Below are 18,951 nucleotides of genomic sequence, written 5' to 3' on the forward strand. Positions count from 1 at the left end.
TGACGAGCTAGCATCGGGCCGCTGCAAGCCGAACCGCGACTCTACCGGCCTTCGGATACGCTCGGCAGGTCGACCAACGGCGTTCCTCCATCGTCCAACGGCCGCTCGGCAGTTAGGTCATCGCCCTCCGACCGGGCAATGGCGGCGGTGACCGACACGTCAGCGATGACGTTGCCCAATGTCCGGAAAATGTCGGGAATGGTCTCGACCGCGATCAGCAGTGCCAGCGGCTCGATCGGCACCCCCATCGCCAGGCTGATCGGCGCGATCGAGGTGTAGAAGCTAAGCTGTCCCGGAAGGCTCACCGCACCGATCGAGGCCAGCGCACCAATGGCAATGCCTGCGATCAACGCTGGCAGCGGCAGGGCAATGCCGAACCAGTGCGCGACATAGACGGCCACGCCAACGTTCATGGCCGGCCCGGTCGCCCGCAGCAGCGCCACGGCCATTGGCAGCAGGATGTCCGCCTTGCCCTCGTCCACCCCAAGCCGGCGCGCGGCCTCGAGCATGGCGGGCAGGGAGGCAAGTGACGATCGGGTCGAAATAGCGACCGCGGCCGGGCCGACCATGGCGCTCAGCAAGCGCCCAGGCGGCACGCGTGCGAGCAGCAACCCTACTGCCAGCGCGGCCAGAGTCACCACCACGCCCAGCAAGGACACGAGCACCACATAATGCGCCACCGCGCCCAACGCCGAACCACCGGCCCCCGCCCCAACGGTGAACGCCAGCGCCAGCACACCGGCGGGCGCGAGCCACAGGACCCAGCCGATCACGCGCAGCATCGCATCGCCAATCGCCTGGAAGAAGGACAGGGCCACTCGACGATTGTCGCTGCCGACCTTCGCCAGCGCGAAGGCAAAGATCACCGTGAACACGACCAGCGGCAGGATCTGGTCGTTTGCCGCCGCTGCCACGGGGTTCGGCGGGATAATCGACTTGAAGAAGTCGGCAACCGTCGGCACCGCGTTCGCGGTCTGGCTCTGGTCGATCCCGGCCAGCCCTGCCCTGAGCGCCGCTGCGCCCTGCGCGGGCAAGGGAAACAGGTCGGTGAGCAGCTTCATGCCGAAGCCGCCCACCGCGGAGGAAAAGATGTAAAAGCCCATGAACCAGGCGATGGCCTTGGCCGTGATGCCACCGGCGCGGGCGGCGTCCGCGCTGCCGACGATGCCGTTCACCAGCAAGGCGATGACCAGCGGAATGACCGTCATCCGCAACCCGTCGAGCCACAATCCGCCGACCAGGCTGGCGACCTGTACCACCGGCTCGCGCCAGCCATCGCCGGACTTGCCCACCAGCACGCCCAGCACCAGCCCGACCAACAATGCCCCAAGGATCAGCCAAGCACCCCGGCTGCTGCTGGCTGGCGCCAACTCACTTCCTGCGGCGCGCGGCGCGACGCTCATCGCGGCTTGCGAAACTTGTAGACGACGCGATCGGTCTGCCCGCGGATGCTCTTGTCGAACACCAGCTTGCTGTGATCGTCGGCCGGATTGCGGAGCAACGGGCTCTCCGCCTCCAGCTTGAACCCCGCCCGCTCGAAATCGGCACGGATGATCGCCGGATCGATTCGGTGCAGCGCCTCGACGCTCTGGCGTGGATCGCTGCCAGCCACGGCGACATGGTCGACAACGCCGACCACTCCGCCGGGCTTTATCGCCGCGAACAGCTTCTGGACGAAGGCGTTCGGGTCCATCCGCGGAATACCGCGCTGGGCGCTCTGCCAGTAGGTGTCGTGGTAATCCAGGTTGATCAGCGCGAAGTCGTAAGCCCGATCTGGCCATACCGGCGCTTCGAAGGGGCTGACGATCACTGCCACGTTGCTCAGGCGCCCGGCACCCTTTTGCCAGGTGTCGAGCCCGTGCTGGGTATAAAATTGGGTTGGCTGCCAGACCGTGACCAGGCCCCGTGGGCCGACGACCGGCGCATTGATCTCGGCCCAATATCCGTTGAGCCCGAACATATCGAGGATACGCATTCCGCGTCGAACGCCAAAGAAGCTGAGCAACTCGGCAGGCTTGCGACCGGCGTCGAGCGCGACATTGTCGGCGCTGCGGTTGGCGGTCGCCGCCACGGCTTGGGCGATGGTCGGGTTCGGAGCGGCAGCAAGCGGCGCCATCGCCAATCCGCCAAGCAAGGCCGCGGCTGTCAGCAATCGAAAACTGCGCATCGAATATTCCTCCCTATTGTCCCTTGCCTAGCCCGGTAGCCAGCAACCTTCCAGCATGTCCCGCCGGCCAGCCAATTGAAGGCCGGCTGCAGCACGGCGCCACTCGCCGCCAGAAGGAACAGCGAATGTCGCGACGAACCCGAGCCCTGCCCTTCAACTCGCCAGGATGATTGTGGCACGCCCGCCGCGGCCCTGCCACTTGCTCGGAAGGCTCGGCCTCACCGCGCCTCTCAGGCACCCCATCGCTTTTAATCCAGGGCAGCCGAACCCCACGGGGGTACCGTGCGTTTGCAGGCCAATCACTCACGTAAGGAGAATAATGATGGCCGAGACCGGTACCACGACCCTCGAGACCCTCACCACCACCCTCATCGACTCCATCAACGGCTATCGCGATGCGGCGAGCAACGCGGAGTCCAGCAACTTCCAGCAGCTGTTCCGCTCGATGGCCGATGATCGCAGCCAGGTCGTCGAAAACCTGCGTTCGGAGATCCGACGGCTTGGCGGCAACCCGCCCGACGACGGCAGCTTTCTTGGCTCGACCCACCAGCGCTTCCTGGACCTGAAGGCCGCCGTCACCGGACGCGACGACAAGGCGATCATCAACGAGGTCGAGCGCGGCGAGGACTATCTTAAGGAGAAGTTCGAAGCCGCTCTCAAAAGTGACGATCTTCCAACCGAAAGCCGCTCAGCGATCGAGCGCGCCTATCAGTCGGTGCGCCAGGGCCATGACAAGGTCAGCTCGCTCAAGCACGGCATGGAGGCCTGAGCCATGAGCCTCTTTGGCAAGATCAAGGACGCCATCTTCGGTCACAAGGCGGCCGCCCCGACCGAGCGTCCGCAGATCCCCGCCGGCATGGCTGGCGGCCCCCCGGCGCAGCAGCAGCAGCAGCAGGGTGGAGTCGCGACGGCACAGCAGCCGCAGCAACAGCAGGTCGATGTCGACCAGGTGTTGCAGCAGATTTCCCAGGAGAAGGGCAATCCGCAGCTCAACTACAAGACGTCGATCGTCGACCTGATGAAGCTGCTCGGCATCGATTCCAGCCTCGATAACCGCAAGGAACTGGCGAAGGAGCTCGGCTACACCGGCCAGCTCGACGGCAGTGCCGAGATGAACATCTGGCTGCACAAGGCAACAATGAAGCAGCTCGCTGCCAATGGCGGCAAGGTGCCGCAAAGCATGTTGGACTAGGTCCTCGTCAAATTAAGCGTGTGGTGAGGGCGGTGGCAGCGATGCCGCCGCCCTTATCGTTAGTGCCGCCCAAGATTCCGGCTCTCCTGCGGGCTGTAGTTGCTCGCGCTATCACGACTTCGACCGCGCTCATCCGCCTGCGGGGACCCACAACGCGAAATGGGGGCCGGCATCGCTGCCAGCCCCCACTGCGCCGAGTCTTGGATCAGCCGGTGTTCGCTTCGCGGTTGGGCCTTGGGACCCTCCCCTTTCACGATCCTTGCATACCAGCTCAGGCGTCGCGTTCGTTTCAAGCGTCGCTTCCTCATCGGAAGCCCTTCTCCCCGCCCCGACTGGCCTGCCCCCCTTGCGAAAGGCTGCCCTGTCGAAATCGGTTCTGCCGTCGCTCGCCTACCAGGCTTCCTTGCGAAAGCCCTTCTTGCGGCCACCTCTCCTTGCGGCGTGGTGACTTCGCTTCGGCTGTCTTCATCTCCTGCCGTCCGGATCTTCGACCTTGCGGTGTCCAACCCAGACTTGCCGGAGCCTCGGACCGAGCCTGGCGTCTTGCGACCACCAGACCATCGCCTGTCGTTCCGCGGCCCTTCTTGGGATGATCGCTCGTCTCGCCGTCCTGTTCGATCCGAAGACCGGTCATTCGTGCGAAGCGAAGAAGACCATCTCTTCCGGCGCCTCTTGCCGACATCGCTCTCCGGAGATCCTCCTCGGGACCGGCGGCATCCTGGGGAAGCCTTCGTGCCCGTGAATTCCACTCCGGCGCCTTCGCCGGCGGAGATCGGATGCTTGGTCCCCTTCCAGTTGTTTCCGGTTCCTTGCGGTTCCGGGCCCTTCCGGCCGGGGCTGCTGCCCCCGATCACCCTTGTAAGATGACCCTCTTTCCGAGTCGCGCAAAGCGGAATCGAAAGCGCCAAGGCTGTGGATAACGGGGAAATTGGGCGTAACATGCCGCTCCCATAACTTTCTCGCAAGTTGCCGTTTCGTTCCGCGCGCCCTACCTCGGCAAAGTGTCCGAACCCGTACTCGCTCCCGCCGCTCAACCCGAGCCTGGTTACCTGCAAGGCCTGAACGCGCCGCAGCGTGAGGCCGTGCTGACCACCGATGGTCCAGTGCTGGTCCTCGCCGGGGCGGGCACCGGCAAGACGGCAGCGCTGACCGCCCGCCTCGCGCACCTGATCGCCACGCGCCGCGCCTGGCCGAGCCAGATTCTTGCCGTTACCTTCACCAACAAGGCCGCCCGCGAGATGAAGGAGCGGGTCAGCCGTATCAGTGGGGGCGCGATCGAGGGCATGCCCTGGCTCGGCACTTTCCATTCGATCGGCGCCAAGATGCTGCGCATCCATGCCGAACTGGCTGGGCTGCAGAGCAACTTCACCATCCTCGACACAGACGATCAGCTGCGGCTGCTGAAACAGCTCATCACGGCTGCGAACCTCGACGAGAAGCGCTGGCCTGCCCGCCAGCTCGCCTCCTGCATCGACCGCTGGAAGAACAAGGGCCTCGTCCCCGCCGACGTGGACGCGGGCGAAAGTGAGGCGTTCGCCAATGGTCGCGGCGGTGAGCTCTACGCCCAGTACCAGGAGCGCTTGAAAACGCTCAACGCCTGCGACTTCGGCGACCTCTTGCTGCACATGTTGACGGTGTTCCGCACCCATGCGGACGTGCTCGAGCAGTATCGGGAGCGTTTTCGCTACATACTGGTCGACGAATATCAGGACACCAACGCCGTCCAGTATGAGTGGCTGAAGATGCTGGCCGAACCGCGGCGGAACCTCTGCTGCGTCGGCGATGACGACCAGTCGATCTACAGCTGGCGCGGCGCGGAGGTCGCCAACATCCTGCGGTTCGAGCAGGATTTCCCCGGAGCGGCGGTGATCCGACTTGAGCAGAACTATCGCTCGACCCCGCACATCCTGGGTGCCGCCAGCGGCCTTATCGCCCACAATAGCGGCCGCCTCGGCAAGACCCTGTGGACCGAGGTCGACGCCGGCGACAAGGTGAAGGTGGTGGGCGTCTGGGACGGCCCGGAAGAAGCCCGCCGCGTCGGCGAGGACGTCGAGGCCCACCAGCGTTCGGGCGGCAGTCCCGACGATGTCGCCATCCTCGTCCGCGCGTCCTTTCAGACCCGCGAATTCGAGGAGCGTTTCATCGCCATCGGCCTCCCCTACCAGATCGTCGGCGGCTTCCGTTTCTATGAGCGCGCCGAGATTCGCGACGCGCTCGCTTATCTGCGACTGATCCAGTCGCCCGCCGACGACCTTGCGTTCGAGCGGATCGTCAACACACCCAAGCGCGGGCTGGGCGACAAGGCGGTAGCCGCCATCCATCGCCACGCCCGAGGCGCGGGCCTTCCGCTGCTGCTCGCCGCCGCGCAGATGCTCGACTCCGACGAAATGACCCCGCAGGCGCGCCGCAGTCTTGGCAGGTTCGTTGGTGACTTCGCGCGCTGGCGGCAAATGCATCTCTCCACGGCGACGGACGGCGCAAACGTGCCGGCCGAACCCCACGCCAACCGCTCAGCCCCGCATGCGGAACTCGCCCGCCTGATGCTCGAGGAATCCGGCTACACCGCCATGCTTCAAGCAGAACGTTCCGCCGAAGCTGCGGGCAGGCTCGAAAACCTCGCCGAGCTTGCCCGCGCGATGGAGGAATATGAAAATCTCTCCGCTTTCCTCGAACACGTCAGCCTGGTGATGGACAACGACTCCAACCGCGGCGGTGAAAAGGTGACTGTGATGACCATCCACGCCGCCAAGGGCCTGGAATTCCCGATCGTCTATCTCGCTGGCTGGGAAGAAGGCGTCTTCCCGTCTCAGCGCGCCGTTGACGAGGGCGGCCTCGCCAGCCTGGAGGAGGAGCGACGCCTTGCCTACGTCGCGATCACCAGGGCGCGGCGCCAGGCGACCATCTTCCACGCCGCGAACCGCCGCATCTATGGCCAATGGACCAGTTCCATCCCCAGCCGTTTCATCAGCGAATTGCCGGCCGATCATGTCGAGCAGGAAACCACCATGACTGGCGGTGAGTCACTCTGGCGGGCGCAGTGGAGCGAGTATGGCGACCCGTTCGCCCATGTCGCCCGTGCAAGCTCGCGGGGCCCGGGCTTCCAGCGCGCTGCGTCGGATTTCCGTGCCCAGCTCGACGACCGCACTGGGCGTCCAGCGCACCGCGCGGGGGTGGTCCGACCGCCCGTGGAGGTCCGCGCGAGCGCCGTCAGCCTCGGCAACAAGGGACGCGACGACCTTTCGCTGGGCCAGCGCGTGTTCCACGGCAAGTTTGGCTACGGGACCATTGCGCTCATTGAAGGAAACAAGCTCGAGATCGATTTCGAGCACGCCGGCCGCAAGCGCGTGCTCGACAGCTTCGTCAGCGTGGGCTGACGGAACCGCGGCGGCGATGACGCGCTGCATAGGGATAATCCATCAAGGAGCCCGTTATGCCGTCCGCCGTCATTTACCGAATGATCCTGCCTGACCACGAATGTCCGTTCGGTCGTCGCGCCAAGGAGTTGCTCGACGAGAACGGGTTCGACGTCGAAGAGCATATCCTTTCCAGCCGTGAGGAGGTCGAGGACTTCAAGCAGGAGCACGGTGTCGCAACCACACCGCTGATCTGGGTCGATGGAGAGCAGATCGGCGGCAGTGCCGAGCTGGAGAAGTTCCTGAGCGCCCACGTCTGATCCGAATCGGCACTGGTTTCTCAAAAGCCCCGCTTCCACCCTTTGGAAGCGGGGCTTTTCCTTGCATTCCAACGAGAATCTCCGTTCCGCAAGCGTCATCACAGGAACAGTCGCGCACCTGCTCCGTTCTACTTTCAAAAGAAGTCAACTGAATTTTGCAGGTGTAAAGATGAACAAGCTAGCGATTGCGCTGGCGGCGTCGGGGATGCTCGCCCTTTCAATTCCCACTGCCGCCTCGGCCTCGATGGAAACGGAAGAAGCTAAGATGGCGGCGGCCAGTGCGGCCGACACCGCTCGAATGGACATGATGGACACCTTCGGACCCAAGGTCCTCAAGCCCGGGCAATATGTCTGGGCGAACGACCCTGGCAGCGGGCCCGCCCGCGTGGTCGTCAGCCTGACCGACCAGATGGCATATGTATATCGCGGTGATCGCCTGGTCGGAGTCACCACCATCTCGAGCGGCAAGCCCGGCAAGGACACCCCGACCGGCATCTTCAACGTGCTGGAAAAACAGCCGATGTACCGCAGCAAGAAGTACGACAACGCCGCCATGCCGTTCATGCAGCGGATCGATACCTACGGAATTGCACTGCACGCTGGCCGCAACCCGGGCGAACCCGCCAGCCACGGCTGCGTGCGTCTGCCGAGCGCGTTCGCGGCCAAGCTTTATCAGGTGACCAGCGTCGGGACGCCCGTTCTTATCGGCGCCTGATGCAGCTTAAGCGACGGCCCTCCCCCTTGCCGCCGCGACCCGCCGGCGCCGCGCTCCCCCGCGCGGCGCCGGCTTCATTCGGGAGAGTTGCTGCGCCCGCTTGTCGCCCAGAGGCTTGCCCGGGCACCGTCTTCCGCATTGCATTGCGGAATGAGCGACCGTGTTCCTGTTGTCGTAATCAGTCGCGAGCACCTGCAAGAGGCCGGTGAAAGCTACTTCCAGCACCTCCGCTTTGCGGCGCTCGTGTCCGTTTTGCTGCTCGCGGCGGCCATTGCCTGCCTGATCCATGCCATGGTTCCGGCTTTCTGCCGTCGGTCGACCAGCTGCATGGTCGCACTGCTGACCCGGCTGTTCAGAGAGCGCGAGCGTCTGTCCGACACCATTCGCGAAGGGTCCGGGCCGCTGGTCCTGACTATGTTGCTGCTGCTGTGCATTCCACCGCTGGTGATGATGATCGCAGCGGGCGGGCAGGTATTGCTCCTGCCGCTCGCCGCCACCTACCTGGCCGTGCCGCTCGCCTATCTGTTCAGCAACCTGACCTCGACCCCGTCGACTAGACTTTGACGTCTTCCATCGTCGACAGCTTGATCTCGGGCAGGCCGTTCTTCTCGATTCCGCCCATCAAATCGGCCTTGCGGGCCGCGAGCTCGTCGCCGAGCTTGTCCATGTCTACGCCGTGCCGCTTGGCCTGGCTGAACACGCCGGTCAGCCAGCGCTCCTCATCCTTCACGTGGTGCTCGATCTCTTCCTGCAGCACGTGCACCTTGGATTCGTAATAGTCGTCATCCGGACCGCCGGCGATGATCTCCGCGACCAGGACCTTGGCCGCATCGTGCTCGACATAGGCCTCCTTGATGTCGGCGTCCTCGACCTTCCCCTCGCACGCGGGATAGAAGATTTCTTCCTCGATCTGAGTGTGGACGATCAGCTCGGCGGCAATTTGTTCGGCGATCTTGCGCTTGCGGCCGTCGCCCTTGGCTTCCTCGAATTGCTTGAACAGATCCTCGACCTTGCGGTGATCTTCTTTGAGCAGGGTGACGGCGTCGGGCATTCAGGCCTCCTTGGAATACGAGCCGTTGAAACCGGCGCCCACGCTCGCTTGTTCCGCTGACGAACCTTTCACATGGATGTCACATTGGGAGCAGCAATGCGCGGCATCGGCTACCTTATCTCCATCGTCAGCGTGATCCTGCTGGGCCTGGTCGCCTGGCCCAAGCCCAATGACCCCTCCTGGCATCGTCCAGCCCTGATCGCGGGAATGGCAGCCTCGATCGTCGGCATGCTGCTGCGGTGGATCGAGAGCCGCCGGCAGCGTGCGCAGATCCAGCGACTACAAGAGCAAACTGGTCGCTGAGGCTCAGCGGCTCCGGCTGAGACCGCCGCCACTGCGCGACGCCACCTGCGTGCTGCCGCTGTCCTCGGTGTCGTCCGTCGGTTCGACCAATCGGCTGCGTGTCTTGCTGAGCTCCAGCCAGTCGCGGAACGGCAGGTGGTAGAGCATGTCCATGACCTCGAATTCGAGGCCGCCGGGCTGGTTGGTGTTGCTGTTCCACAGCGCCACGACGCCGCTCTTCTTGGCCGGATCGAACAGGATCAGGGAGCGATAACCGTTGATGCCGCCCCGGTGCCCGACGATATTGTGCCCGGCATAGTCATAGCTGCGCCAGCCTAGGCCGTAATAGGCATCGCCCAGCCGCTCCAGAAACTTGCGCATTCGCGCGCGCTCACCCGGCGTCTTGACCAGCGGCGCGTGCAGCGCGTTCAGCACCCGCGGCGACAATACGCTGGGCATCGCGCCCGTCTGGGCGATCATCCACAGCGCCATGTCCTTGATGTTGCTGTTGACCCCGCCTGCTGAGGGCACGTCATAGTAAGGTTCGGTCACCTCTAGCGGCCGGCGGCCGATGCTGTGCGGCCGGGCCCAGCTGGGCGAGGACATCAGCCCTTCACGAGTCATGCTGGCCGAGGTCATTCCGATCGGTCCGAACAATTGCTCGCGAACCGTCTCTTGATAAGACTTGCCAGTCGCCCGCGCGACAATGTCGCTGGCGCCGTCGTAAGCGACATTCTGGTAGCTCCAACAGCTGTGCGGCGCACAACCAAGGCCGATGGTCGCAAGCTGCGCCTTGAGCATCGGCACCGGCTCGCCTTCTTCCAGCTTGTTATCGAAGCTGTGCTTGGGCAGTCCGAGCCGGTGGCTGAGCAGGTCGCTGACGGTCGCCCGATATTCGGCGGCGGCGGGCAGCTTGAGCCCTGGCGCATAGTTGACGACCGGCGCGTCCAGCTTGACCTTGCCCTGCTCGGCCAGCTTGGCGACCATCGTGGCGGCAACGCCCTTGCTGCACGACGCCCAGCGGAAGACGGTCTGCGGAGTGACCTTGTCGCCAGTGCCCGCCTGGGTCTCGCCATAGCCGTTCACGAAGGTGATGCGGCCATTCTCAACAATTCCGACCGCCAGCCCGACCATGCCAGGCTTGGTCACCAACTGCTTCAGTCGCGCATCCAGCTGCGCGTAATTGATGTCGCGCCGCGCCTCCGGCGAGACCTTGGCGAGCGCCAGATTCGCCGCGGCAACCGGCGGCGAGCCGCGCCCGTGCGCCGCCGCGCCATTGTCAACGACCCGGACACTGGCGATGGCGGCGCCGACCAGCAGCACCGCACTCGCCCCCAGCAGGCTAGTCTTCTTCAGTGTATATTCCTCCCCGGAACCAATCTCTTGGCGGTCAGGTGGGAAACGCTCAACGGGCCCGCCGCACGGCTGCGGCAGGGCGACAGGTTGCAGCGACGAACGCACTGAAGCTGGAAAAGACCCCACGGCTGTCCTAGGAAGCCAAGCCATGCAGTTCCTGCGCACGCTATTCTGGGTGGTCGTCGCCGTGTTCCTGGCGATCCTCGGACGAAACAACTGGTCGGACGTCACCCTCAACCTGTGGGGACCGTTTCAGGCGGACATCAAGATCCCGCTGCTGATCCTGATCACCTTCCTCATCGGCTTCCTTCCAACATTCTTGGTCCTGCGCGGCCGCATCTGGGCGCTGAAGCGGCGGATCGCCGTCGCCCAACGTCCACCCGAGACAATCGTCAACCCGCCCGCCCCCGGCACCACCGACGACCTCACCGCAGCATGACCAGCCCGATTTTCGTCGCGGTCGACACGCCCGACCTTGCACGTGCCCAGCGCATTGCCTGCTCTGCCCGTCCGCACGTCGGCGGCATCAAGCTCGGCCTCGAATTCTTTGCTGCGAACGGGCCCGGCGGCGTGCGGGGTCTTGCTGTCGAGGGGCTCCCCATCTTCCTCGACCTCAAGCTGCACGACATTCCCAACACCGTCGCCAAGGCAGTCGAGGCACTCGCGCCGCTGCGCCCAGCCGTGCTCACCGTGCACGCGGCCGGTGGCAAGGCGATGCTCGAGGCCGCCCGGGCCGCAGCTCCGGCTGACACCAAGGTGGTTGCGGTTACCGTCCTCACCAGCCTCGATGAAGGCGATCTCACCTCCATCGGGGTCGACGGTGTACCGGGCGAGCAGGTCCGCCGCCTGGCGGAGCTTACCCGGGCGGCCGGTTGCGACGGGATCGTCTGCTCCGGGGCCGAGGTCGCCGCAGCACGCGCGGCCTGGCCGAGCGGCTTTTTCGTCGTTCCAGGCGTCCGTCCAGTGGGCAGCGACACGGGCGACCAGAAGCGGGTCATGACCCCGGCCGATGCGCTTGCCGCCGGAGCGTCGATGCTTGTCATCGGCCGTCCGATCACTGGAGCGACTGATCCCGGCGCCGCCGCCAAGGCGATCGCCGCTTCCCTCTAACCCCCAGCGGCGTTAGTCCGCCGCAACCGTTGAAACAGAGATTTTGCCCATGAGTTGGCTCACCCGCGTCCGCAACAGCATCTCCTTCCTGCCCAAGCGGCAGGCGGCCGAGAACCTGTGGCACAAGTGCAAGACCTGCGGGACGATGGTCTTCATCAAGGAGTGGGAGGACAATCTCTGGGTATGTCCGCGCTGCGATCACCACGATCGAATCCGCGCCAACCAGCGCTTTTCCATCCTGTTCGACGATGGAGAGTATGAGCTTCTCCCTTCCCCTGAGGTGCGCGAGGACCCTCTCAAGTTCCGCGACACCAAGCGCTATGTCGATCGGCTCAAGGCCGCCCGCACGTCGACCGACGAGCGGGACGCGCTGCTCAACGCCCGCGGCTCAATCGGCGGGCGTGAGGCCATCGTCGGCGTGCAGGACTTCGCCTTCATGGGCGGGTCGATGGGTGTCGCCGTAGGGTCGGCCTTCGTTGCCGGCGTCAAAGCCGCGCTTCAGGCGCGCGCGCCCTACGTCATGTTCACCGCCGCCGGCGGTGCGCGCATGCAGGAGGGCATCCTGAGCCTGATGCAGATGCCGCGCACCACGGTCGCGCTCGCTCAATTGCGAGAGGCCGGCCTGCCGTACATCGTCGTGCTGACCGACCCCACCACCGGTGGAGTCACCGCCAGCTATGCGATGCTCGGAGACGTCCAGCTGGCAGAGCCCGGCGCTCTGATCGGCTTCGCCGGCCAGCGAGTGATCGAACAGACCATCCGCGAAAAATTGCCGGAAGGCTTCCAGCGCGCCGAATATTTGCGGGATCACGGCATGGTCGACATGGTCGTGCCGCGTGGCGAACTGCGCGACACCGTCGCCAGGCTCATCACCTATCTGGCACCGGAGCAGGAAGCCGCCTGATGGCCGACGGTGCCCGCTCGGACCATCCGGGCGTGCAGGCGCAGCTAGATCGGCTGGCGGCGCTCAGCCCCGGCGGCGACCGCCTCGGCCTGGAGCGGATCAGCGCCCTCCTCGACCGTCTTGGGCGCCCGCAGGACCGGTTGCCACCCGTTTTCCATGTCGCAGGCACCAACGGCAAGGGTTCGACCTGCGCCTTCCTCCGCACAGCCTTGGAAGCGGCGGGGCATCGCACCCACGTCTTCACCTCGCCTCATCTGGTCAGGTTCAACGAGCGCATCCGACTGGCTGGAAAGCTGATCGAAGACGCCGCTCTGGCGGCGCTGCTCGCCGAGGTGCTGGACGCGAGCCAGGGCATTGAGCCGAGCTTCTTCGAGGTGACCACCGCCGCCGCCTTCCTCGCCTTCGCTCGGACACAAGCTGACGCGCTCGTGCTGGAGGTCGGGATGGGCGGCAGGCTCGATGCCACCAACCTGATAGGCCATCCGCTGATCACGGGCATCGCCGCCCTCGGCTTCGACCATCAGCAATGGCTGGGCGACAAGCTGGCAGATATCGCGGGCGAAAAAGCAGGCATCGCCAAAAAGGACGTGCCGCTGGTGACGCTTGCCTACGATGCACCCGTCCGTGAGCGCATCGCCGCCGTCGCGCGCTCCGCGGGCGCGCCGGTGCTGGCCCAAGGTGAGGCCTGGCACATCGGGGTTGAGGCTGAGCTACTGCATTACCGCGACGGCGCCGGTTCACTGACCTTGCCGCTGCCCACTATGGCGGGCGAACATCAATTGATGAACGCTGGACTGGCGATCGCGCTGCTCCGGCACCAGCGCCGCCTTCGGATCGACGACAACGCGCTCGCCTCCGCCATGCGGGACACACGATGGCCGGCGCGGCTCCAGCTCCTGGCTCCAGGCCCGTTGATCGGCACCCGCGAGGTCTGGCTCGACGGCGGTCACAACCCGCAGGCGGCACAAGTGCTGGCGACCAGCATGGCCGGTCTGACGGCCGGTCGGCCGCTTCACCTCATTACCGGAGTGCTGAGCACCAAGGACGCGGCTGGCCTGCTCTCACCTCTTCGTGAGGTGGCAGTGGCCGTGCACAGCGTCGGTTTCAGCCACCCGTTGGCTCAGGATCCGGAGGTGCTCGCCACCATTGCCCGCGATCTGGGTCTTGCTGCCAAAGCATTCCCGAACGTCACCGCTGCGATCGCGTCGATTCCTGCCGATGAGCCGATCCTGATTGCCGGCTCCCTCTACCTCGCTGGCGAAGTACTCGCACTCAACGGAGAACTTCCCGACTAACGGGCAGGCTCCCCCGTTTCGCCAAGCGCCTCGGTCGCTTTCGTGCCTTCGTCACCTTGCAGCTCGGCCCGCTCCCGACGCTCGCGCGCGCTGACCCGCGCCCATTCGAGCACCACGAAGAGCACCGACAGAACTGCCGTGGCCGCGGTCCAGCGGAATACCAGCGGATAGCCGAAGCGGTCGAACGCTTCCCCAGTCACGCCGCGACCCAAGGTGCCCACCAGCGACAGCAGGGAGGATAGCAGGGCGTACTGCACCGCCGCATATTCCTTGCTGACGATGCTCGACACGTAAGCGACGAACGCAGTCAGGGCCAAGCCGGTGGTCACGTTCTCGTAGCAGATCGCGACCAGCAGCTGCACCATTCGCTCATTACTGCCCAGCGCCACCGCAAGCGCATCGAGCCCGACGAGGCGGGAGAAAGCATCGATCATCGGGCTGCCTTCGGCCAGATCGGCATAAAGCAGGTTGCCCAACGGCGGCAGTAGCGCGCCCAGAAAGACGGTGGGGAATCGGCCGATGCGCGCGAACAGAACGCCGCCCAGCGCGATGCCCAGCATCGTCATGACGATGCCGAAGATCTTGGACGCGAACGCCACCTCATCCTTCGTGTAGTGGAGGTGATCGAGGTAGAAGGGGTAAGCGAAGCTCGCCCAGATGTTGTAGCAAAGGGCGTAGGTCAGGATGAACCCGATGATGATCAGGGTGCCCATGCCAAGCCGGCCTGACAGTTCCGCCAGCGGCGCGACCAGCGCCGAGTAGAGGTGGTTGGCGACGGTTCGACCGGGGCCGGTCCGGGTGTCCGCGCTGGTCAGGACCCCGCGGCTGTTTGCCTTCATCCAGTTGTTGGTCGCGGCGACGAGCAGCGGCACGAACACTGTGGCAACAATGATCCACGGGCCATAAGCCTTGGTGAAGTCGGACACAGACGGGGGCGTTGTCCCCGCGGGCGTGCTCAACATCGAGACCATGAAACGGACCACCGACAGGATCGCCCAGGCCCAGCTGACCCCGACGATACCGATGGCCAGGCCGCGCATGGCGGGGCTCAGCGCGCCCGGCTCCGCAAGGGCGGCATACATGGCCGAACGCTCGGAACGTTGCTTGTCGGGAGCGCGCAGTGTGACGAAGGCCGCGAGCAGCAGCAGGCCCGCCATGACCAGATAGACGCTCGGCCAGCTCATCCGCGCGGCCAGCACCAGTGCGATGGCTCCGCCGACGATCGACGCCGTGCGAAAACCGAACTGGTTCAGCGCGGACATCAACTCGATCGGGCTTTCCTCGTCCGCCTGGTCGATCCGCCAGGCGTCGATGGCAATGTCCTGCGTCGCTGAAGCGAGCGCCCCCATGAAGGCGAACAGGGCAAAGTTGCCGATCGCCGTCGTCGGGTCGGTCAGCGACAGCCCCCCGAAGGACAGCACCAGCAGGATTTGGCAGAGCAGGATCCAGCTCTTGCGCTGCCCCAGCCGATCAAGCCCCGGCAGCGGAAAGCGGTCTACGAGCGGCGACCAGAGGAACTTGAACGAATAGCTCAGCCCGATCCACGAGAGCACGCCGATCGTCGCCAGTTTGACTCCGACTTCACCAAGCCAGGCATTCAGCGTCCCGATCAACAGGGCAAAGGGAAGGCCGGAGGAAAAGCCGAACACCAGCATGGTGGCGGACTTGCGATTGGACAGCGCGATCTTGAGCAGTCGCCAGCCCTTTGGCCTCTCCGGCTTCCCGTCCGCCGTTGTTGCCGCACCCGCCACAGTCACCTCCCGAAAAATCGGCTCCGACCCTACCCGCTTGCATGGGCCGTGCAACAGGCGCACTGTCCGTTGCGATGGATGCACCGCTCCGTTCATCGCGGCCGACCGCCGGCCAGCACGACTTGGTGGGCCAGCTCGCTCGCGGGGAGGCCATGCTCGGCGCTGGCGTCAAGCGTCTTCCGGCCAGCCTTTATACCGACGCTGACCGCTTCCGGCGCGAGCAGTCCACCGTCTTCGCAAACGAGCCTCTGCTGCTAGGTCCCTCGGCGCTGTTGCCGCGTGCCAACATGGCGGTCACCCATGACGACTACGGCCTTCCGCTGATCGTCAGCCGTGACGGTGACGGACAGGTGCACGTGCTCGCCAACGTCTGCCGGCATCGCGGCACGCGCCTGCTGGAAGCCGACGAACCGGTCCCCGCCGCCCGTATCGTCTGCCCTTATCATGCTTGGGCGTATCGCGCCGACGGCCGCCTTGCCGCCGTGCCTCGCCCGGACTGCTTCCCGGGGCTGGTCAAGGAAACGATGCCACTCGCCCGCTTCGCCGCGATGGAAAGCGGCGGCCTGATCTGGTTCTCGCGCAATCCTGATTGCGATTTCTCCGGAGTGAGCGTGCTCGAGGCGGACATGGAGGCCTTCGGGCTGTCCGGCCTGCACCTCTACCAGCGACGCACGCATGAGGTCGCCGCCAACTGGAAGCTGGTGATCGACGCCTTCCTCGAAAGCTACCATGTCCAGCGTCTTCACGCCGCAACCATCGCGACCTTCTTCGCCGACGGAATCACGGTGGCCGACCGGATCGGTCGCCACCAGCGCGCCGTCGTCGGCCGCACCGACTATCTCGCGCGCCTCGACCCGGACGACTGGGCGCAGATCCGCCGCGCCGCGACCTTTACCTACCACCTCTTCCCGAACAGCGTGATCATCGTCTCGCCCGACTACATCAACGTCCTGCTCTGCTATCCGCAGGACGTCGGGCACACGCGGGTCGAGGATCTCATGCTGATTCCGGAGCCACCGCAGACCAACGAAGCCGAGGCGCACTGGCGCAAGAGCTGGGACCTGCTCGATGGCGGCACCTTCGGGGCCGAGGACTTTCGCGCGGCCGCGCTATGCCACCAAGGCCTCGCATCGGGGCTGATCCAGGAGGTGACGCTCGGCACGCTCGAGTCCGGCATTGCGGACTTCCACCGCCTGCTTGACGAGGCGCTCGACTAAACCGGCCCCGGCGCCGCGTCGTAGAGCACCATTCCATCGACCTTCTTGGTGCGCTCGCCGGCAAGCCGCTTTTCGATTTCGCGAAGCGCAGCCCGCAGTGTTCGCTCCTGATAGGGCTTCAGCATATAGCCAAGCGCGATCTCCTCCGCGCCTTCGGGCGGCGTGGCACTGACGAACAGCACCGGAATGCCGCGCTTGCGGGCTTCGCGCGCGACAGCATAGCCATCCTGGTCGCCTGCCAGGCTGATGTCCGTAAGGATCAGGTCGACGCCGCGCGGGTCCTCGTCCTCGTCGCCGCCCGACGGAAGCCGCTCGGACTCGCTGTCGAGGACCCGCAGCACCTCGGCATGCGTATCAATGGTCGCGACTACGTCGTAACCGGCGTCCGTCACCATTGTTTCGTTGTCGAACGCGACCAGCGGCTCGTCCTCGACGATGAGGATGCGCTTGACGATCCGCTTGCGCTTGCTGAACAGCACCCAGGCACCCCTGTCTCAAGGAATTGAACTTGCCCCCGGAACGAACGAGAGCCGCACCTGTGCCGCAAAAGCGGACACAGAAAAAGGGCGGTTCGGCAGCCGCTGGGCCCAGCGGCAAGCCGTCCGTCCCGAGTGCCGGACCGCAACGCATCGCCAAGCTGCTCGCTCGCGCAGGGGTCGCCTCTCGCCGGGAAATCGAACGGATGATTGCGGAAGGGCGAATCGCGCTGGACGGCAACGTGCTGAATACACCTGCCACGATCCTCGAAGCGCTGGACGGCGTGACCGTCGACGGCAAGCCCGTCCGCCCACCGGAGAGCGCGCGGCTGTGGCGATTCTACAAGCCCGCGGGCTGCCTGACCGCCGCCAACGATCCCAAGGGACGCCCGACGATCTACGACCGCCTCCCACCCGGGCTGCCGCGAGTGATGCCGGTTGGCCGGCTCGATTTCATGACCGAGGGACTGCTGCTGCTTACCAACGACGGTGAGCTCAAGCGCCAGCTCGAACTCCCGAAGACCGGCGTCGTCCGCCGCTACCGCGCCCGCGCGTTTGGCGACGTGACGCAGGAACAGCTCGAAGGGTTGAGCGAAGGCGTCGAGATCGAGGGGGTCCGCTACGGCAGCATCGACGCCAATTTGGAGCGGCGCACCGGCGCCAACGTGTGGATCGAGATGGCTCTGACCGAAGGAAAGAACCGGGAGGTTCGCAACGTCCTGGCCTGGCTCGGAATGCAGGTCTCCCGGCTGATCCGAACCAGCTACGGTCCACTCGCGCTCGATGAGTTGGAGCCGGGCCAGGTCGCTGAAGTACCGCGTGAGGACCTGTTCCGCTTCCGCGCCTCGCTGAAGTGAGGATCATCGCTGGCAAGTGGCGCGGACGCCCGCTGCTCGCACCAGCGGGCGCCACGACCCGCCCGACCGCCGACCGGACTCGCGAAACCCTGTTCAGCATGCTGACGAGCAGGCTCGGGAGCTTCGACGATCTGCGCGTCGCGGACCTTTATGCGGGTTCTGGCGCGCTCGGCTTCGAGGCGCTGTCGCGGGGTGCAGCGACCGCGCTGTTCGTCGAGACGGACAGCGCCGCGCGAAAGGCCATTGAACGTAACAGCCAGACGTTCAGCGTCAGCATCGAACTGCTGGCGACTTCCGCCGAGCGCCTACCGCCGCGGCAACCTTTCGACCTCGTCCTCGCGGACCCTCCTTATGGCGAAGGTTCGGGCACGAAAGTCGCGCACGCCGTCACTGCGGGCGGGTGGCTTGCCCAAGGAGGAATATTGGCGATCGAAACGCAGCGCGGGGACTCGGTGGACGCGAGCCAGTATGAACTCCTGGGGGAGCGCGACACCGGCCGCGCTCGCCTGACCTTGCTGCGGCGGCCAGCTTAAGCCTTCTTGGCGCCGCCGCCGGTCACTTCCTTCAGCAGCCTGGTTCCGATCGCTGCGGCCGCGGCCTTGCCCGCCGCTTTGACCGCATCCTTGCTCTTGGCCTTGGCCGGATCGGCCTTTCCGCTCTCGGCAATGGCCGCCACCGCCGCCAGCGCACCCACGGCAAGCAGATCGCTCACAAGCGGGTGATCGAGCACCTTGGATGCAATCGCCTCCAGCCCGTGCTCGCCGCCCTTGTGCTTCTTGCCCTTCTTCTTGCCGTCACCGCCGTCGACCACTTCAAGCCGATCGTTCTTCCTGGCGCCCTTGGCCGCCTTCGGGGCCTTGGCCTTTCCGCTCTTCTTTTCCTTGGCCAAATCTCGTCTCCTGTTC

The 18,951-nt window shown here is 65.3% G+C and carries 21 protein-coding genes; 14 read left to right on the forward strand and 7 right to left on the reverse strand.

Annotation, left to right across the window (positions count from 1 at the left end; translation table 11 throughout):
- Nucleotides 1-41 precede the first annotated feature (41 nt).
- Both M8312_RS07110 and M8312_RS07115 read right to left on the reverse strand, forming a co-directional pair.
- Nucleotides 42-1,403, reverse strand: a complete 1,362-nt coding sequence (locus tag M8312_RS07110; protein ID WP_250119666.1) for a dicarboxylate/amino acid:cation symporter — start codon at nucleotides 1,401-1,403, stop codon at nucleotides 42-44.
- Nucleotides 1,400-2,167, reverse strand: a complete 768-nt coding sequence (locus M8312_RS07115; protein ID WP_250119667.1) for a class I SAM-dependent methyltransferase — start codon at nucleotides 2,165-2,167, stop codon at nucleotides 1,400-1,402. Before M8312_RS07115 ends, M8312_RS07110 begins: the two co-directional genes overlap by 4 nt.
- Nucleotides 2,168-2,486: 319 nt before the next feature.
- Between M8312_RS07115 and M8312_RS07120 the strand changes: the two genes are divergently transcribed.
- The 6 genes from M8312_RS07120 (at nucleotide 2,487) to M8312_RS07145 (ending at nucleotide 8,311) form a co-directional block, all read left to right on the forward strand.
- Nucleotides 2,487-2,936: a ferritin-like domain-containing protein gene (locus M8312_RS07120; protein WP_250119668.1), complete on the forward strand. Its 450-nt coding sequence runs from the start codon at nucleotides 2,487-2,489 to the stop codon at nucleotides 2,934-2,936.
- A gap of 3 nt (nucleotides 2,937-2,939) precedes the next feature.
- On the forward strand, nucleotides 2,940-3,359 hold the full coding sequence (locus M8312_RS07125; RefSeq protein ID WP_250119669.1) for a DUF3597 domain-containing protein: 420 nt from the start codon (nucleotides 2,940-2,942) through the stop codon (nucleotides 3,357-3,359).
- Between the two features lie 1,001 nt (nucleotides 3,360-4,360).
- On the forward strand, nucleotides 4,361-6,733 hold the full coding sequence (locus M8312_RS07130; RefSeq protein WP_250119670.1) for an ATP-dependent helicase: 2,373 nt from the start codon (nucleotides 4,361-4,363) through the stop codon (nucleotides 6,731-6,733).
- A 56-nt stretch (nucleotides 6,734-6,789) separates the two neighbouring features.
- Nucleotides 6,790-7,032, forward strand: coding sequence for a glutaredoxin domain-containing protein (locus M8312_RS07135; protein ID WP_250119671.1), 243 nt, complete (start codon nucleotides 6,790-6,792; stop codon nucleotides 7,030-7,032).
- 169 nt (nucleotides 7,033-7,201) lie between these two features.
- Nucleotides 7,202-7,747: a L,D-transpeptidase family protein gene (locus M8312_RS07140; RefSeq protein WP_250119672.1), complete on the forward strand. Its 546-nt coding sequence runs from the start codon at nucleotides 7,202-7,204 to the stop codon at nucleotides 7,745-7,747.
- A 150-nt stretch (nucleotides 7,748-7,897) separates the two neighbouring features.
- Nucleotides 7,898-8,311, forward strand: a complete 414-nt coding sequence (locus M8312_RS07145; RefSeq protein WP_250119673.1) for a DUF6356 family protein — start codon at nucleotides 7,898-7,900, stop codon at nucleotides 8,309-8,311.
- Here the strand turns inward: M8312_RS07145 and M8312_RS07150 are convergent.
- Complete coding sequence (locus M8312_RS07150; RefSeq protein WP_250119674.1) at nucleotides 8,301-8,798, reverse strand: hemerythrin domain-containing protein; 498 nt, start codon at nucleotides 8,796-8,798, stop codon at nucleotides 8,301-8,303. The genes M8312_RS07145 and M8312_RS07150 overlap by 11 nt on opposite strands.
- A 72-nt stretch (nucleotides 8,799-8,870) precedes the next feature.
- On the opposite strand from M8312_RS07150, the gene M8312_RS07155 reads away from it, so the two are divergent.
- Nucleotides 8,871-9,101, forward strand: coding sequence for a hypothetical protein (locus tag M8312_RS07155; RefSeq protein ID WP_250119675.1), 231 nt, complete (start codon nucleotides 8,871-8,873; stop codon nucleotides 9,099-9,101).
- A 3-nt stretch (nucleotides 9,102-9,104) separates the two neighbouring features.
- Here the strand turns inward: M8312_RS07155 and M8312_RS07160 are convergent, their stop codons facing one another.
- Nucleotides 9,105-10,541, reverse strand: coding sequence for a serine hydrolase domain-containing protein (locus M8312_RS07160; RefSeq protein ID WP_250119676.1), 1,437 nt, complete (start codon nucleotides 10,539-10,541; stop codon nucleotides 9,105-9,107).
- A gap of 43 nt (nucleotides 10,542-10,584) precedes the next feature.
- Here M8312_RS07160 and M8312_RS07165 point away from each other — a divergent pair, with 43 nt between their 5' ends.
- Genes M8312_RS07165 through M8312_RS07180 form a run of 4 tightly spaced genes read left to right on the forward strand, consistent with a single transcriptional unit; the run spans nucleotide 10,585 to nucleotide 13,745 of the window.
- Nucleotides 10,585-10,875 carry a LapA family protein gene (locus M8312_RS07165; protein ID WP_250119677.1) on the forward strand — a complete coding sequence of 97 codons (291 nt, stop codon included), beginning with the start codon at nucleotides 10,585-10,587 and terminating at the stop codon, nucleotides 10,873-10,875.
- Nucleotides 10,872-11,546 carry an orotidine-5'-phosphate decarboxylase gene (gene pyrF / locus M8312_RS07170; RefSeq protein WP_250119678.1) on the forward strand — a complete coding sequence of 225 codons (675 nt, stop codon included), beginning with the start codon at nucleotides 10,872-10,874 and terminating at the stop codon, nucleotides 11,544-11,546. Before M8312_RS07165 ends, pyrF begins: the two co-directional genes overlap by 4 nt.
- Before the next feature lie 49 nt (nucleotides 11,547-11,595).
- Nucleotides 11,596-12,450 (forward strand): acetyl-CoA carboxylase, carboxyltransferase subunit beta, encoded by an 855-nt coding sequence (gene accD / locus M8312_RS07175; RefSeq protein WP_250119679.1) that lies wholly within the window; start codon nucleotides 11,596-11,598, stop codon nucleotides 12,448-12,450.
- Nucleotides 12,450-13,745, forward strand: a complete 1,296-nt coding sequence (locus tag M8312_RS07180) for a bifunctional folylpolyglutamate synthase/dihydrofolate synthase (RefSeq protein WP_250119680.1) — start codon at nucleotides 12,450-12,452, stop codon at nucleotides 13,743-13,745. Before accD ends, M8312_RS07180 begins: the two co-directional genes overlap by 1 nt.
- On the opposite strand, the gene M8312_RS07185 is transcribed toward M8312_RS07180, so the two are convergent.
- Nucleotides 13,742-15,502: an AmpG family muropeptide MFS transporter gene (locus tag M8312_RS07185; protein ID WP_250119681.1), complete on the reverse strand. Its 1,761-nt coding sequence runs from the start codon at nucleotides 15,500-15,502 to the stop codon at nucleotides 13,742-13,744. The two genes, M8312_RS07180 and M8312_RS07185, sit on opposite strands and share 4 nt — an antisense overlap.
- Before the next feature lie 68 nt (nucleotides 15,503-15,570).
- On the opposite strand from M8312_RS07185, the gene M8312_RS07190 reads away from it, so the two are divergent.
- Nucleotides 15,571-16,713 carry an aromatic ring-hydroxylating oxygenase subunit alpha gene (locus M8312_RS07190; protein ID WP_250119682.1) on the forward strand — a complete coding sequence of 381 codons (1,143 nt, stop codon included), beginning with the start codon at nucleotides 15,571-15,573 and terminating at the stop codon, nucleotides 16,711-16,713.
- On the opposite strand, the gene M8312_RS07195 is transcribed toward M8312_RS07190, so the two are convergent.
- Nucleotides 16,710-17,192, reverse strand: coding sequence for a response regulator (locus M8312_RS07195; RefSeq protein ID WP_250119683.1), 483 nt, complete (start codon nucleotides 17,190-17,192; stop codon nucleotides 16,710-16,712). The two genes, M8312_RS07190 and M8312_RS07195, sit on opposite strands and share 4 nt — an antisense overlap.
- 59 nt (nucleotides 17,193-17,251) lie before the next feature.
- Here M8312_RS07195 and M8312_RS07200 point away from each other — a divergent pair, with 59 nt between their 5' ends.
- Complete coding sequence (locus M8312_RS07200) at nucleotides 17,252-18,046, forward strand: pseudouridine synthase (RefSeq protein WP_349773297.1); 795 nt, start codon at nucleotides 17,252-17,254, stop codon at nucleotides 18,044-18,046.
- Nucleotides 18,043-18,579 carry a 16S rRNA (guanine(966)-N(2))-methyltransferase RsmD gene (rsmD, locus tag M8312_RS07205; RefSeq protein ID WP_250119684.1) on the forward strand — a complete coding sequence of 179 codons (537 nt, stop codon included), beginning with the start codon at nucleotides 18,043-18,045 and terminating at the stop codon, nucleotides 18,577-18,579. Before M8312_RS07200 ends, rsmD begins: the two co-directional genes overlap by 4 nt.
- Here rsmD and M8312_RS07210 read toward each other — a convergent pair.
- On the reverse strand, nucleotides 18,576-18,935 hold the full coding sequence (locus tag M8312_RS07210) for a hypothetical protein (RefSeq protein ID WP_250119685.1): 360 nt from the start codon (nucleotides 18,933-18,935) through the stop codon (nucleotides 18,576-18,578). The two genes, rsmD and M8312_RS07210, sit on opposite strands and share 4 nt — an antisense overlap.
- Nucleotides 18,936-18,951: the final 16 nt, after the last annotated feature.

The sequence above is a fragment of the Sphingomonas sp. KRR8 genome (assembly GCF_023559245.1).
Classification (GTDB): domain Bacteria; phylum Pseudomonadota; class Alphaproteobacteria; order Sphingomonadales; family Sphingomonadaceae; genus Sphingomicrobium.

Coding starts and splice junctions, on each gene's coding strand:
- M8312_RS07190 (WP_250119682.1), top strand. CDS start 15,571: ATGGATGCACCGCTCCGTTCATCGCGGCCGACCGCCGGCCAGCACGAC.
- accD (WP_250119679.1), top strand. CDS start 11,596: ATGAGTTGGCTCACCCGCGTCCGCAACAGCATCTCCTTCCTGCCCAAG.
- M8312_RS07110 (WP_250119666.1), bottom strand. CDS start 1,403: ATGAGCGTCGCGCCGCGCGCCGCAGGAAGTGAGTTGGCGCCAGCCAGC.
- M8312_RS07145 (WP_250119673.1), top strand. CDS start 7,898: ATGAGCGACCGTGTTCCTGTTGTCGTAATCAGTCGCGAGCACCTGCAA.
- M8312_RS07165 (WP_250119677.1), top strand. CDS start 10,585: ATGCAGTTCCTGCGCACGCTATTCTGGGTGGTCGTCGCCGTGTTCCTG.
- M8312_RS07150 (WP_250119674.1), bottom strand. CDS start 8,798: ATGCCCGACGCCGTCACCCTGCTCAAAGAAGATCACCGCAAGGTCGAG.
- M8312_RS07125 (WP_250119669.1), top strand. CDS start 2,940: ATGAGCCTCTTTGGCAAGATCAAGGACGCCATCTTCGGTCACAAGGCG.
- M8312_RS07180 (WP_250119680.1), top strand. CDS start 12,450: ATGGCCGACGGTGCCCGCTCGGACCATCCGGGCGTGCAGGCGCAGCTA.
- pyrF (WP_250119678.1), top strand. CDS start 10,872: ATGACCAGCCCGATTTTCGTCGCGGTCGACACGCCCGACCTTGCACGT.
- M8312_RS07140 (WP_250119672.1), top strand. CDS start 7,202: ATGAACAAGCTAGCGATTGCGCTGGCGGCGTCGGGGATGCTCGCCCTT.
- M8312_RS07155 (WP_250119675.1), top strand. CDS start 8,871: ATGGATGTCACATTGGGAGCAGCAATGCGCGGCATCGGCTACCTTATC.
- M8312_RS07115 (WP_250119667.1), bottom strand. CDS start 2,167: ATGCGCAGTTTTCGATTGCTGACAGCCGCGGCCTTGCTTGGCGGATTG.
- M8312_RS07135 (WP_250119671.1), top strand. CDS start 6,790: ATGCCGTCCGCCGTCATTTACCGAATGATCCTGCCTGACCACGAATGT.
- M8312_RS07120 (WP_250119668.1), top strand. CDS start 2,487: ATGATGGCCGAGACCGGTACCACGACCCTCGAGACCCTCACCACCACC.